Genomic DNA, 13,932 nt, shown 5'->3' with positions numbered 1-13,932 from the left:
CTGAGCTCAGGGCCGGACCTGGTGGCCCTTGCCGATGACCACGACCCCGTTGTCGGTGACGGTGTACCGCTCCCGGTCCCGGTCCAGGTCGACCCCGACCTTCGCGCCCTCGTGCACCACGACGTCCTTGTCCAGGATCGCGTTGCGCACGATGGCGTTCCGCCCGATCTGGACGCCGTGCATGAGCACCGAGGCGTCCACCTGCGCCCAGGAGTGCACGTGCGCGCCCGGGGACAGGACGGACCGGCTCACGGTGGCGCCCGACACGACCGAGCCGGGCGCCAGCAGGCACTCCATCGCGGTGCCCACGCGGCCGTGCGAGCCGTGCACGGTGCGGGCCGGGGGGAAGGTCTGGGGATCGGTGAAGATCGGCCAGTCCGGGTTGGCCAGGCTGAACTCGGGGTCGACGGAGATCAGGTCCATGTGCGCGTCGTAGAAGCTGTCCAGCGTCCCGACGTCGCGCCAGTACCCGCGCTCGGACTCACGCTGCCCCGGGACGTCGTTGTCCCGGAAGTCGTACACGGCCGCCTCGCCGCGTCCGACCAGCATCGGGACGATGCTGCCGCCCATGTCGTGCTTGCTGTCGGGGTCCTGGGCGTCCCGGGTCACCGCGTCGACGAGGACGCTGGTGGTGAACACGTAGTTGCCCATCGAGGCGAAGACCTCGTGCGGCGCGTCCGGCAGGCCCTGCGCGTCGGCCGGCTTCTCGCGGAACGCCGCGATCCTCCGACCGCCCGCGTCGACGTCGATCACCCCGAACTGGTCCGCCATGGCCAGCGGCTGGCGGATGGCCGCGACCGTCACCCCCGCGCCGGACTCGATGTGCTGGTCGAGCATCTGCTGCGGGTCCATCCGGTAGATGTTGTCCGCCCCGAACACCACGACGTACCCGGGCTGCTCGTCGTTGATGAGGTTCATGCTCTGGTGGACGGCGTCGGCGGACCCGGCGAACCACCGGGGGCCGAGCCGCTGCTGCGCGGGCACCGGCGCGACGTAGCCGCCCAGCAGCGTCGACAGCCGCCACGTCTTGCTGATGTGCCGGTCCAGCGAGTGGCTCTTGTACTGGGTCAGCACCACCAGCTTGCGGTGGCCGCCGTTGACCAGGTTGGACAGGACGAAGTCGATCATGCGGTACATGCCGCCGAACGGGACGGCCGGCTTGGCCCGGTCCTCGGTCAGCGGCATCAGCCGCTTGCCCTCGCCACCGGCCAGCACCATCGCGAGCACGTCAGTCGCCACGCGCGGGACCTCACCCTCCTGTGTGCGGCCGACCTCGGTGACCCGCCGGCCGGCGCTGCGCGGTCAGCCCGGGGTGGACTGCCGCGTCGACGGCCGGGCTGACCGGGCGGTCTCCACCTCCGCCCGGGTCGGCGGGTCGGCACCCGGACGCGAGCAGGTGATCGACGCGATCAGGCTGGCGTCGTCCAGGACGCTGATCAGGCTCGCCTCGTCGATGGCCGCGAGCGCGTCCCGCCGGGCGCCGCCGATGAGGTCGGCACGCCCCAGCCCGTCCAGCAGTCCCGCGGTGAAGGAGTCACCCGCACCGACGGTGTCGACGAGGTCGATCGGCGTGGCGGGGCGGTCCAGCTCCAGGCCGGCGGTGAGCGCGAGGACACCGTCGCCACCGCGGGTCACCACCACGAGCGGGGCGCCCAGGGCCAGCCAGTCCCTGGCCACGTCGACGTCCCGGCGGTCGGGGTGGAGCCAGCGCAGGTCCTCGTCGCTCACCTTGACCACGTCGGACAGGGACACCAGGTGCTCGATCCCGGGCCTGGCGTCCTCCGGCTGCCCCAGCAGGCCGGGGCGCACGTTGGGGTCGTAGGAGATGGTGACCCTGCCCCGCTCGCGCTCCCGTTCGAGCAGGTCCCGCACGTGGGCCGCGCCGGGCGCCAGGGCGGTGGCCAGCGAGCCGGTGTGCAGGCACCGCGTCTCGACCGGGAGGGGCGCCAGGTCACCGATGTCCCACTCGATGCGGAAGTCGTAGGCGGCGACCCCCGCGGCCAGGCTGGCCACGGCCAGGCTGGTCTTCGTGCCCGCGTCGGGCCCCCGGTCGACCCGGACGCCGCTCGCCGTCAGGTGCCCGGCGACCATCTCCCCGAGGGAGTCCCGCCCGAGGCTCGTGATCAGCGAGACCGGGTCACCGAGCCGGGCCAGACCCAGCGCGACGTTGGCCGGGCTCCCGCCCGGGTGCGCGACCAGCGTCCGGCTGCCGCGCTGCCCCACGAGGTCCACGAGCGCTTCCCCGACCACCACGAACATCCGCCTGCTCCTGTCGACGAGAAGGGTGTCGCCGGTACCCGGCGCCGGCGGGTGCGCCGGTCAGTGCGCCCCCTCGGCGACCAGCGGACCGCCGTGACGTGCGGACCGGAGGTCGAACAGGGCGTACGCCGCCACGACCGCGAGGCAGACCGCCGGCACCACGAAGCCGACGTTCGTGTCGGCCCGGTCCATCACCAGGCCCATGACCGGGGTCACCAGCGCGCCTCCCAGGATCGCCATGACCAGACCGGCGGCGCCGAACTTGGTGTCCGGACCCAGCCCCTGCAGCGCCACCCCGTAGATCGTCGGGAACATCAGCGACAGGCTCAGCGAGATGCCGACGACCGCGATGAGACCGAGCATGTTGGGCACGAACACGGCCACCAGGCAGAGCGCCACCCCCAGCCCCGCCATGGCCAGGAGCAGCTTCGTCGGCCGGAAGATCCCGAGCAGGTAGGTCATGAGGAAGCGGGCGACCAGGAAGAGGATCAGGCTCGCCTGCAGGTACCACCCCGAGTCGTCGGTGGAGACACCCGCGACGTCCTGGGCGTACTGGATGGTGAACGACCACGCGCAGACCTGGGCACCGACGTTGGCGAACTGCGCGAGCACCCCGAAGCGGTAGTGCCGGTTGTGCCAGAGGCGGCTCATCGCCCCGCCGGACGCCTGCTCCAACCCGAAGTGGGCGTGCTCGTCGGGTGTGTCGATCTTCCGGAAGGCGATGAGCAGCCAGATGAGGGCGAGCGCGGCGGCGATGCCGAGGTAGGGCCCGAGCACCAGGGACAGGTCCTGCTCCTGGGCACGTTCGAGCTCGGCCGCCGTCATGGAGGCCTTCTCGGTCTCCGTCGTGATGTTGGGCAGGATGAGCACGGCGCCCAGCAGGACGCCGATGTTCGCCCCCACCGGGTTGAACGCCTGGGCGAGGTTCAGCCGCTGGGTGGCGCTGATCTCGGGCCCCATCGCGATCACGAAGGGGTTGGCCGAGGTCTCCAGGATGGACAGCCCCGCAGCGAGCACGAACAGCGCGACGAGGAAGAACCCGTAGACGAGCAGTTGGCTCGCCGGGATGAACAGCAGACCGCCGAGCGTGGCCAGCCCCAGGCCGGTGAGCACCCCGGTCTTGTACCCGAACCGCCGGTTGATCAGGGCTGCGGGGATGGCCAGCGCGAAGTAGGCCCCGTAGTAGGCGAACTGCACCAGCGCTGACTGGAAGTTCGACATGGTGAAGATGTGCCGGAACACGCCCACGAGGACGTCGGTGAGGTTCGCGGCCGATCCCCAGGCGGCGAAGCAGGCCACCAGCAGGACGAACGGGACGGCGAAGCCCGGGTAGACCAGCCCCGCCTTGGCCGGGCCTCCGACGTTCGGTTGCTCCTGGAGCTGGGACGGTCGGGCCATGCGGTCCACCCCTCACCGAGGCGGTCGGGACGCGACTTGTGACGTGCGTCACAGTCGGTACCGGGAGACTAGCCCCCGCCGGGCCCCGATCCACCCGACCCGCACCCCGGCGCGGGGATCCGGGGAGCCGCTACCTCTCGTCCATCAGCCGCAGGTCCGACGGTTCGCGGAGCAGGTCCTCGAGGATGCGGTTGCCCTCGGTGTTGTAAGGCTGCTGCATGTGCTCGTCCCACGCAGCCTGCGACCGGAACATCTCCAGCATGACCCAGTTGTCCGGGTCGTCCCGCGGCTGCACCAGGTGCATGAAGACGCACCCCGGCTCGGTGAGCGTCTGCCGACGCATGGACTGCAGCTGCGCCTCGGCCTCGGCGAGCCGGTCCTTGCGCGGCTTGATGGTGACGACGAGGAAGAGCCCGCTCTCCGGTTCGGTCATGGGCGCGTTCCTACACCCGCGCCGGGGCCTGCGGCGGGGTGCCGGACGTCGTCGGGTCCGGCCGGGACCGACGGCTGCCGGCCCGGGCCGCAGCCCCGCTCACGGCCCCGGATCAGCGGTACGGTTCCGTCTCGCACGTCCGACCGTCGGTCCGGAGGACACCATGCACCGGTACCTCGTGGTGGCGAACCAGTCGCTCGACAGCGACGAGCTCATGGGCCTCGTCCGTGAGCGCGTGGCCGCCGGCCCCGCCGAGTTCCGGCTCGTCGTGCCGGCGACGCCGGTGAAGGACCTCGTGTCGAACGCCATGCCGGTCCCGATGCCGGTCATGGGTGGCTCGCCCACCCTGCCGGGCCCGCCGAAGGAGGCGCGGCGGCTGGCCCAGGCCAAGCTGGACAGCGCCCTGGCGAAGCTGACCGCTGCGGGGGTGCGCGCCGACGGCGTGGTGGGCGACCCCGATCCGCTGCGGGCCGTCGGGGACGCCGTGGCCGCCGGCGAGTTCGACGAGATCATCGTGTCGACGCTCCCGGCGCGGGTGTCCCGCTGGCTGCACCAGGACCTGCCCGGTCGCCTGGAGCACGAGTTCCACCTGCCGGTCACCCACGTGCTCGCCCGGGACGTGTGAGCCCGAACCGGTCCACGACCTCGGCTCCTGCCTGAGCTCTGCGGATCCGCCGCGGCGTGCGCGACCTCACGGCGGCGACCGGAACACCCCTCGCGCCTCCGTCGCTGCCCTCGGTGTCACTGATCGACCACACGGAGAAGAGGTGCCAGCATGCTGTCCCGTCTGACCACCCACCTCGTCGAGGCCACCCGCCGGAACCTCGACGCGTACCTGCCGAGCAGCCCCCTCACCGGGCTCGGCCAGGCCAGCGAACTGGCCGCGCAGCACCCGGCCTTCGCCACCGAGCGTGCCGCCCGGGAGCGCGTCGGAGCCTGAGCCACCGGCCCGCCCACCGGGCCGAGCGCCAGCGCAGCCAGCTCCCCCGACGACGCCGTCGCGGGGAGCTGTTCCGTCTGTGGCTGCGGTCGGCAGCAGCCTTGTCGGCTCCCCGGCGCCGCGCCAGACTGCGGCATGGTCAGCGCTCCCGTGGTGGTCGGTTCCGGCCCGGTCAAGGTCCTCGCCCTGCACGGCTGGTTCGGCTCCGCCACGGGCTGGGGGTCGTTGCCCGAGCTCGTGCACGAGGACCGGTACAGCTACCTGTTCCTGGACTACCGGGGCTACGGCGCACGGCGCGGTGAGACCGGTGAGTTCTCCCTCGCCGAGATCTCCGCCGACGCCCTGGCTGCCGTCGACTCCCTCGGCTGGTCGAGCTTCGCCGTGCTCGGGCACTCGATGGGCGGCAGCGCGATGCAGCGGGTGCTGCTCGACGCCGGGGACCGGGTGACCGGGCTGATCGGGGTCAGCCCCGTGCCGTCCACCGGCGTCCCCTTCGACGAGCAGGCGGGGCAGCTCTTCGGCGGCGCCGCGGCCGACCGCGGCAAGCGGTACGCGATCATCGACCTCACCACCGGCAACCGGCTCAGCCGCACGTGGGTGGACCGGATGGTGCAGTTCTCCCTCGACCAGTCCGACGAGACCGCCTTCGGCGCCTACCTGGACGCCTGGGCGGGGACGGACTTCTCCGCCGAGGTGCAGGGCCACCCCGTCCCGGTGCGGGTGGTCGTGGGCGAGCACGACCCGGCCCTGGGCGCTGCGGTGATGGAGCAGACGTTCCTGGCGCAGTACCCGAACGCCTCGCTGGAGGTGCTGCACAACGCCGGGCACTACGCCATGTACGAGACACCGGTCGCGCTGCTGACGACCGTCGAGAGCTTCCTCGACCAGCTGTGACCGCCACCGGGGCCCGCGCGGCCGACACCCTCGCCGTGGTGGACCCGGCGACCTACGAGAGCGGCCCCCCGCTGGCGGCCCTGCGCCGGCTGCGCGCCGAGGGTCCCGTCGTCTGGGTCGACGAGCCCGCGCTGCACGGCTTCCCCGCCGGCCCCGGCTTCTGGCTGGTGCTGCGGCACGCGGAGGTCGAGCACGTGCTCCGCGACCCGGCCACCTTCTCCTCGTGGCTGGGCGCCACCCAGGTCCGCGACGCGGCCGACCTGGACTGGGTGCGCCGGATGATGCTCAACATGGACCCGCCGGACCACTCCCGGCTGCGCCGGCTGCTGTCCCGGTCCTTCACCCCCCGCGCGGTGGCCGCCCTGACCGCCGCGATCGAGACGACGGCGACCGGCCTGGTGGACCGGATGCTCGACGGGGACGCCGAGGGGCGGTGCGACTTCGCCAAGGACGTCGCCGCGGACCTGCCGCTGGTCACCCTCGCTGACGTCCTGGGCGTGCCCGCGGAGGACCGCTGGCTGATGTTCGACTGGTCGAACCGGGTGATCGGCTGGCAGGACCCGGACTACGCGTCGTCGGCCGCCTTCGACGGCGGCGGCGGCACCGCGCTGGCCCACCGGGCGGTCGCGCTGCGCCCGGTGCCGGACGCCGCCGGCCGGATGCCCGACCCGCGCACCCGCGCCGGGATGCCCGACCTCTACAGCTACGCGCGCCTGCTGGCCGAGGAGAAGCGCCGGGCGCCGGGGCGGGACGTCATGTCGGTGCTGCTGGCCCAGACCGACGAGGACGGCGGCCGGGTCAGCGACGCGGAGTTCGAGAACATGTTCTGGCTCTTCGCGGTCGCCGGCAACGAGACGCTGCGCAACGGCCTGCCCGGCGGGCTGATCGCCCTGCTCACCCATCCGGCGGAGCTGGCCGCGGTCCGGGCCGACCCCGACCTGCTGCCCGGCGCGGTGGAGGAGATGCTGCGCTGGTGGACACCGGTCATGGTGTTCCGCCGGACGGCGACCCGGGACGTCGACCTGGCCGGTGCCCCGGTGCGGGCCGGGGACAAGGTGGTCGTCTCCTTCACCTCGGCCAACCGGGACGAGCGGGTGTTCCGCGATCCGGACCGCTTCGACGTGCGGCGGGAACCGAACCCGCAGCTCTCCTTCGGGCACGGCCCGCACTTCTGCCTCGGCGCCCAGCTGGCCCGGGTGCAGATGCGGGCGCTGTTCGGCGCCCTGCTCCGCCGCACCGGCACCCTCGAGCTCGACGGCCCACCGGCCCTGCTCCGGTCGAACTTCCAGCGCGGGGTGAAGCGGCTGCCGCTGCGCTGGACCGCCGCGTGAGGGCCACCGCTCGGCCGCTTGTGACGCACGCCACTCACCTCGTAGGCTCCATCGGTAAGTGAGCGAGGCGTTCGATATCCGAGCGCGCCATCGAGCCGGGAGCCCCCATGGCAGCCAAGCCCTTCGCCTCCTCCGCTGACCTCGGCGTCAAGGAGCAGACCCTCGAGGTCCTCGCCGACGGCGTGTACGCGCTCACCGCGGAGGGCGACCCGAACCTCGGCGCCATCGAGGGCGAGGACTTCCTCGTCTGCTTCGAGGCGCTGGCCACCCCGGTCGCCGCCCGGCGCTGGCTCGCGAAGCTGCGCGAGCACACCGACAAGCCGGTCCGCTACCTGGTGCTCAGCCACTACCACGCCGTCCGCGTGCTCGGCGCCAGCGCCTTCGACGCCGACGTCATCGTGAGCTCGGAGCAGACCAGGCACCTCATCGCCGAGCGCGGTCAGCAGGACTGGGAGAGCGAGTACGGCCGCATGCCGCGGCTGTTCGAGGAGCCCGAGTCCATCCCCGGGCTGACCTGGCCCACGCTGACCTTCCGCGACAGGCTGACCATCTCACTCGGCGGGGACCGGGGTGAGCTGGTCCTGGAGTTCCTCGGCCGCGGGCACACCGAGGGCGACATCGTCGCGTGGCTGCCGAAGCAGGAGATCCTGTTCGCCGGCGACCTGGTGGAGTCCCAGGCGGCCCTCTACACCGGCGACGCGTTCCACTTCGACTGGGCCGCCGGCACCCTGGACCGGGTCAAGGCCCTCGGCGCCCAGCAGCTCATCGGCGGCCGCGGGAAGATCGCCCGCGGGCGCGCGGAGGTGGACGCCGCGGTCGAGCAGACCCGCGACTTCCTGCTCACCATGCAGCGCACGGTCGGCGAGGCCCACCGCTCCGGCGGCACGCTGAAGGACGCCTTCACCGCCACCCACGCGGCCCTGGCCCCGCAGTACGGCTCGTGGCCGATCTTCGAGCACTGCCTGCCCTTCGACGTCCAGCGCATCTGGGACGAGCTCGACGGCATCGAGCGCCCGGTGATCTGGACCGCGGAGCGGGACCGCCAGGTCTGGGACGAGCTGCAGGGCTGACCCGGCGATGACCAGCACCGAGAGCCCGCCGCCGGTCGTCGTCATCGGCTGCGGCCCGGTCGGGCAGACCACCGCCCTGCTGCTGGCCCGGTGGGGCCTGCGGGTCGTCGTCCTCGACGGCCGGCCCGAGCGGGACCTGGTCGGCAGCAGGGCGATCTGCCAGCAGCGCGACGTCCTCGACGTCTGGGACTCCGTCGGCGTCGGCGCCGAGATCGCCCGCCGCGGCGTCACCTGGACCACCGCCCGCACCTTCCACCGCGACCACGAGCTGTTCAGCTTCGAATTCACCGACCGCGGCCGGTCCCCCTTCCCGCCGTTCGTCAACGTCTCCCAGTGCCTGACCGAGGAGCTGCTGGACGACGCGATCGCGGCCCAGCCGCTGATCGAGGTCCGCTGGGGCCACCAGGTCACCGGCATCGACCAGGACGAGGCAGGTGTCTCCGTCACCTGCGCCGACGGGACGACGGTCGACGGCAGCTGCGCGGTGGCCTGCGCCGGCCCGCGGGCCGACGTCGTCCGCAGCGCGCTGGGCCTGACCTTCGCGGGGCAGACCTTCGGCGACCAGTTCCTCATCTGCGACATCCGCACCGACCTGCCTGGCTGGGAGACCGAACGGCGGTTCTACTTCGACCCGGGGTGGAACCCCGGCCGGCAGGTGCTCATCCACCCCTGCCCCGACTCCACGTTCCGGATCGACTGGCAGGTCCCGCCGGACTTCGACCTGGCCGCCGAGGAGACCTCCGGCGGGCTGGACCGGCGGATCCGGCAGGTCATCGGCGAGCGGCCCTACGCGATCGTGTGGAAGTCGGTCTACCGGTTCCACTCCCGGGTCGTGGACCGGATGCGGGTCGGCCGGGTGCTCGTCGCCGGGGACGCCGCCCACCTGGTCGCGCCGTTCGGTGCCCGCGGGCTGAACTCCGGGGTGCTGGACGCGGAGAACGCCGCCTGGAAGCTCGCCTTCGTGCTCCGCGGCTGGGCACCGGAGGCGCTGCTGGACAGCTACTCCGACGAGCGGCACGCCGCGGCCGTGGAGAACCTCGACGTCACCGGCGCCACCATGCGCTTCCTGGTCCCGGGCACGCCGGAGGAGGCGCGGCACCGCCGTGAGGTGCTGGAACGGGCGGCGACCGACCCGGCCGCCCGGGCGCAGGTCGACTCCGGCCGGCTGGCCGAGCCCTTCTGGTACGTCGACTCCCCGCTCACCACCCCGGACGAGCGGCGCCCCTTCCCCGGCCGGCCCGCGCGCGGCGACGTCCCGGTGCCCGCCCCCGGCGTGCTGGTCCCGGACGTGCCGGTCACCGTGCCCGGCCGGCCGGACGTCGTCCGGCTCCGCCAGCTCGCCCGGCAGGGCGTGACCGTCCTCGTCGGGGACGACGCCGCACCGCCCGCGCCCCTGCCCGGCGATCTGCCGCTGGCAGTCCACCGGATCAGCGACCTGGACCCGTCGCCGACCCTGCGCGAGGCGCTCGGCGCCCGCCCCGACGAGATCTGGGTGCTCCGCCCCGACGCGCACGTCGCCGCCGTGCTCACCCGCCCCACCGACGTCGCCGCCGCAGTGGCCCGACTGCTCGCCCGACCTGTCCCCGTCCCTGCCTGACCCCCCTCCCCAGGTTTCGGCGCCGAGACCCGGAGATCACGAGAGGAAGGAACTCCGATGGCGTTCTACCGGCAGGTGGGCAGCGTCCCGCCCAAGCGGCACACCCAGCACCGCCGTCCCGACGGCGGGCTGTACGCCGAGGAGCTGATGGGCGAGGAGGGCTTCACCTCCGACTCCGCGCTGCTCTACCACCGCGGCATCCCCTCCGCGCTGGTCGACGCCCGGCCCTGGGAGCTCCCCGACCAGACGCTCACGCCCAACGCGCCGCTGGTGCCGCGGCACCTCAAGCTGCACGACCTGTTCCCGGGCGAGGAGCACAAGGCCGTCGACGCGGTGACCGGCCGCCGGCTGGTGCTGGGCAACGCCGACGTCCGGATCTCCTACGCCGTCTCGTCCCTGACCAGCCCCTACTACCGCAACGCCACCGGCGACGAGTGCGTCTACGTCGAGCGCGGCAGCGCGACCGTCGAGACGGTCTTCGGTGCCCTGGACGTCGGCCGGGGCGACTACGTGGTCATCCCGCGGGCCACCACGCACCGCTGGGTGCCCACCGGTGGCGAGCCGCTGCGCACCTACGCGATCGAGGCCAACTCGCACATCGCGCCGCCGAAGCGGTACCTGTCCCGGTACGGGCAGTTCCTGGAGCACGCGCCCTACTGCGAGCGGGACCTGCGCGCCCCCGCCGAACCGCTGACCGCCGAGGGCACCGACGTGGAGGTCTACGTCAAGCACCGCGGCAGCGGCCCGGGCGGGCTCACCGGCACGGTCCACGTGACCCCGGAGCACCCCTTCGACGTCGTCGGCTGGGACGGCTGCCTCTACCCCTACGCCTTCAACGTCGCCGACTACGAGCCGATCACCGGCCGGGTCCACCAACCCCCGCCGGTGCACCAGGTCTTCGAGGGCAGCGGCTTCGTCATCTGCAACTTCGTGCCCCGCAAGGTCGACTACCACCCCCTCGCCGTGCCGGTGCCCTACTACCACTCCAACGTCGACTCCGACGAGATCATGTTCTACGTCGACGGCGACTACGAGGCCCGCAAGGGCTCCGGCATCGGCAAGGGCTCGATCTCCGTCCACCCCGGCGGGCACTCCCACGGCCCGCAGCCCGGCGCGGTGGAGCGGTCCCTGGGGGCGGAGTCCTTCGACGAGCTGGCCGTCATGGTCGACACCTTCCGGCCGCTCGACCTCGGCGAGGGCGGTGTCGCGGTCGACGACGGCAGGTACGCCTGGTCCTGGTCGGGCCGGGGACCGTCGGCATGAGCGCGCTGTTCGAGGGGTGGTTCGACGACGCCGCGCTGTTCCCACCCGGCGACGCGCCGATGGCGGCTGCGGTGCCCGCCCACCGGGAGCTGCGGTCGCGGCTGGGCGGGCTGGTCGGCCCCTTCGTCGTCCCGGCCGCCCGGCTGGCGGAGCTGGCCGGGCACCTGGCCGACGGGGCCCCGCTCGGGATCTCGGTGATCGCCGGCGCCGCGGAGCTGCCGGCGGCGGTCGACCGGGTGACCGCCGACCCGCGGCTGACCCTCGCCGCGGTGGAGGTGCCGGTCGTGGCCGACGCCGCGGCGGCCCGGCAGCTGACCGGCGTGCTGGCCGGGGTCCTCCCTGCCGGCGTCCCGGCGGCCGTGGAGCTGCCCCGGACCCGCGCCCGGGACGACGTCCTGGACGTGCTCGCGGCCGCCGGGCTCCGCGCCAAGCTCCGCACCGGGGGCCTGCGCGCCGAGCTGTTCCCGGACCCCGCCGAGCTGGCCGGGCCCTGTCGGCGTGCGTCCGCCGGGCGGTGCCCGTCAAGTGCACCGCCGGGCTGCACTCCGCCGTCCGGCACACCGACCCGGCCACCGGCTTCCGGCACCACGGCTTCCTCAACCTGCTCGCCGCCTGCGACGCGCTCGCCGCCGGGGAGCCCGCCGCGTCGGCCGAGCGGTGGCTGGCCGAGGACGACGGCGCCGCGCTGGCCACCGCCGTCCGGACCTGGTCCCCGGACCGCGGCGCGCGGGCGCGGGCCGTGTTCCGCTCCTTCGGCACCTGCAGCGTCCTCGAGCCGGTCGAGGACCTGGTCGCGCTCGGCCTGCTCCCCGCCCCGGATCGGACCCCCGCGTGAGCTGGCCGGACCTCCCCGCCGGTACCGGCTTCGGGCTGGCCAACCTGCCCTACGGCGTCTTCTCCACGCCCGGGACGGCACCCCGCACCGGGGTCGCGGTCGGCGACTCCGTGCTCGACCTGGCCGCAGCGACCGGGGACCCGGTGCACGCCACCGGGTCGCTCAACGCGTTCATGGCCCAGGGCCCGGAGGCCTGGGCCGCGCTCCGGCAGCGGCTCCGGGCGTGGCTCACCGACGAGGCGCACCGCAGCGCGGTCGAGCCGCACCTGCTCCCCCGCCGCGACGTCTCGCTGCACCTGCCCGTCGAGGTCGCCGACTACGTGGACTTCTACAGCTCCCGGCACCACGCGGAGAACCTCGGCCGGATGTTCCGGCCGGACTCGCCACCGCTGACGCCGAACTGGCAGCACCTGCCGATCGGGTACCACGGTCGCGCCGGCACGGTGGCCGTCTCCGGCACCCCCGTCGTCCGCCCGTGCGGCCAGCGCAAGGCCCCGGCCGACGAGGCGCCCACCCTCGGGCCGTCGCAGCGGCTGGACATCGAGGCCGAGGTCGGTTTCCTGGTCGGGGTCGGCTCGGTGCTCGGCGCCAGGGTCCCGCTGGCCGACTTCAGCCAGCACGTGTTCGGCGTGTGCCTGGTCAACGACTGGTCCGCCCGGGACCTGCAGGCCTGGGAGTACGTCCCCCTGGGCCCCTTCCTCGGCAAGTCGTTCCTCACCTCGGTCTCCCCCTGGGTGGTGCCGCTCGCCGCGCTGGAGCACGCCCGGGTCCCCCCGCCGGCCCGCGACGTCCCGCTGCTGCCCTACCTGGACGACGCCGACGCCGGGCCCTGGGGACTGGACATCGCCCTCGAGGTGCGGCTCAACGGCGAGCTGCTCAGCTGCCCGCCGTTCCGGGAGATGTACTGGACGGCGGCCCAGCAGCTGGCGCACCTGACGGTCAACGGGGCCTCGCTGCGCACCGGCGACCTGTTCGCCTCCGGCACCGTCTCCGGACCGGGCGAGGACCAGCGCGGCTCCCTCATCGAGCTGTCCTGGGGCGGTCGAGAACCGATCACCCTCGCCGACGGCAGCACCCGCACCTTCCTGGAGGACGGCGACGTCGTCACGCTCACCGCCAGCGCTCCCGGCCCGGACGGCAGCCGGATCGCCCTCGGCGAGGTGACCGGCCGCGTCCAGCCGGCCCGCTGGACGGCGACCGACCGGCAGGAGGGACGGCGGTGACGGAGGAGGCCGCGGGAGCTCCGCAGTCGCAGACGCTGGACCGCGGGGTCCGCGTCCTCGAGCACCTCGCGTCGGCGGGCGTGCCGCAGCCGGTGGCCGAGATCGGCAGGGCCCTGGGACTGCACCGCTCCATCACCTACCGCCTGCTGCGCACGCTGGAGGACCACCAGCTGGTCGAGCGGGACCCGCTGGGCCACTACGGCCTGGGCCTCGGCATCGCGGTGCTGTCCCGGGGCGTGCGCACCGACCTCAACGCCGCCGCCCTCCCGCGGCTGACCGGACTGGCGACCGAGCTCGGCATGACCGCCTTCCTCGTGGTGCGCGCCGGGGACGAGGCCGTGACGATCACCAGCATCGAGCCGCAGGACACCCCGGCGCACGTCACCTACCGGCCGGGCACCCGGCACCCGGTCGACCGCGGGGCACCCGGTCTGGCCCTGCTCATGCCCGGGCCCCCGACCGCGGAGGACCGCGCGGCCCTCCGCGAGGCCCGGCGGACCGGCTGGGCCAGCTCGCACGGCGAGGTCATCCCGGGGATCCGGTCGATCGCCGCGCCGGTGCTCGGCCCGGACGGCGGCGCCCGCGCCGCCCTCGCCGTGGTCTTCGTCGACCAGCACGCCGACGCCGACCACATCGGGCAGGCCGTGACCTCGGCTGCCGGGAAGGTCGCCGCCGCCCTGCGGTGACGG

Annotated in this window: 14 protein-coding genes; 10 read left to right on the top strand and 4 right to left on the bottom strand. The window is 73.8% G+C overall.

Going from position 1 to position 13,932, the window contains the following annotated elements; translation table 11 throughout:
* Positions 1-6: 6 nt before the first annotated feature.
* The 4 genes from glgC to MODMU_RS11885 all read right to left on the bottom strand — a co-directional run bounded on the left by glgC (position 7) and on the right by MODMU_RS11885 (position 4,090).
* Positions 7-1,239 (bottom strand): glucose-1-phosphate adenylyltransferase, encoded by a 1,233-nt coding sequence (glgC, locus tag MODMU_RS11900; RefSeq protein WP_014740495.1) that lies wholly within the window; start codon positions 1,237-1,239, stop codon positions 7-9.
* 63 nt (positions 1,240-1,302) lie between these two features.
* Positions 1,303-2,259, bottom strand: coding sequence for a carbohydrate kinase family protein (locus tag MODMU_RS11895; protein ID WP_014740494.1), 957 nt, complete (start codon positions 2,257-2,259; stop codon positions 1,303-1,305).
* 60 nt (positions 2,260-2,319) lie between these two features.
* Positions 2,320-3,657, bottom strand: coding sequence for an L-fucose:H+ symporter permease (gene fucP / locus MODMU_RS11890; protein WP_014740493.1), 1,338 nt, complete (start codon positions 3,655-3,657; stop codon positions 2,320-2,322).
* Between the two features lie 130 nt (positions 3,658-3,787).
* The gene (locus MODMU_RS11885; RefSeq protein WP_014740492.1) at positions 3,788-4,090 is read right to left on the bottom strand and encodes a putative quinol monooxygenase; all 303 of its coding nucleotides are present in this window, start codon (positions 4,088-4,090) and stop codon (positions 3,788-3,790) included.
* Positions 4,091-4,253: 163 nt separating this feature from the next.
* Here MODMU_RS11885 and MODMU_RS11880 point away from each other — a divergent pair, with 163 nt between their 5' ends.
* The 10 genes from MODMU_RS11880 to MODMU_RS11840 all read left to right on the top strand — a co-directional run bounded on the left by MODMU_RS11880 (position 4,254) and on the right by MODMU_RS11840 (position 13,929).
* Positions 4,254-4,715, top strand: coding sequence for a hypothetical protein (locus MODMU_RS11880; protein ID WP_014740491.1), 462 nt, complete (start codon positions 4,254-4,256; stop codon positions 4,713-4,715).
* 150 nt (positions 4,716-4,865) lie between these two features.
* Positions 4,866-5,030: a hypothetical protein gene (locus MODMU_RS28895; protein WP_193375767.1), complete on the top strand. Its 165-nt coding sequence runs from the start codon at positions 4,866-4,868 to the stop codon at positions 5,028-5,030.
* 135 nt (positions 5,031-5,165) lie between these two features.
* The gene (locus MODMU_RS11875; protein ID WP_041795207.1) at positions 5,166-5,924 is read left to right on the top strand and encodes an alpha/beta fold hydrolase; all 759 of its coding nucleotides are present in this window, start codon (positions 5,166-5,168) and stop codon (positions 5,922-5,924) included.
* The gene (locus MODMU_RS11870; protein WP_014740489.1) at positions 5,921-7,255 is read left to right on the top strand and encodes a cytochrome P450; all 1,335 of its coding nucleotides are present in this window, start codon (positions 5,921-5,923) and stop codon (positions 7,253-7,255) included. The genes MODMU_RS11875 and MODMU_RS11870 overlap by 4 nt, the downstream gene beginning before the upstream one ends.
* Positions 7,256-7,362: 107 nt before the next feature.
* Complete coding sequence (locus MODMU_RS11865) at positions 7,363-8,325, top strand: MBL fold metallo-hydrolase (RefSeq protein ID WP_014740488.1); 963 nt, start codon at positions 7,363-7,365, stop codon at positions 8,323-8,325.
* 7 nt (positions 8,326-8,332) lie between these two features.
* Complete coding sequence (locus MODMU_RS11860; protein ID WP_014740487.1) at positions 8,333-9,922, top strand: FAD-dependent monooxygenase; 1,590 nt, start codon at positions 8,333-8,335, stop codon at positions 9,920-9,922.
* A 57-nt stretch (positions 9,923-9,979) separates the two neighbouring features.
* The gene (locus tag MODMU_RS11855) at positions 9,980-11,185 is read left to right on the top strand and encodes a homogentisate 1,2-dioxygenase (protein WP_014740486.1); all 1,206 of its coding nucleotides are present in this window, start codon (positions 9,980-9,982) and stop codon (positions 11,183-11,185) included.
* Positions 11,186-11,699: 514 nt separating this feature from the next.
* Positions 11,700-12,020, top strand: coding sequence for a hypothetical protein (locus tag MODMU_RS29070; protein WP_014740485.1), 321 nt, complete (start codon positions 11,700-11,702; stop codon positions 12,018-12,020).
* The gene (gene fahA / locus MODMU_RS11845; protein WP_014740484.1) at positions 12,017-13,243 is read left to right on the top strand and encodes a fumarylacetoacetase; all 1,227 of its coding nucleotides are present in this window, start codon (positions 12,017-12,019) and stop codon (positions 13,241-13,243) included. Before MODMU_RS29070 ends, fahA begins: the two co-directional genes overlap by 4 nt.
* Positions 13,240-13,929: an IclR family transcriptional regulator gene (locus MODMU_RS11840; RefSeq protein ID WP_014740483.1), complete on the top strand. Its 690-nt coding sequence runs from the start codon at positions 13,240-13,242 to the stop codon at positions 13,927-13,929. The genes fahA and MODMU_RS11840 overlap by 4 nt, the downstream gene beginning before the upstream one ends.
* The last annotated feature ends 3 nt before the right edge of the window (positions 13,930-13,932 follow it).

The sequence above is a fragment of the Modestobacter italicus genome, from assembly GCF_000306785.1.
GTDB lineage: Bacteria > Actinomycetota > Actinomycetes > Mycobacteriales > Geodermatophilaceae > Modestobacter > Modestobacter italicus.
The sequence above is the reverse complement of the archived record's forward strand: the minus strand, read 5'-3'. Positions and strand labels throughout refer to the sequence as shown.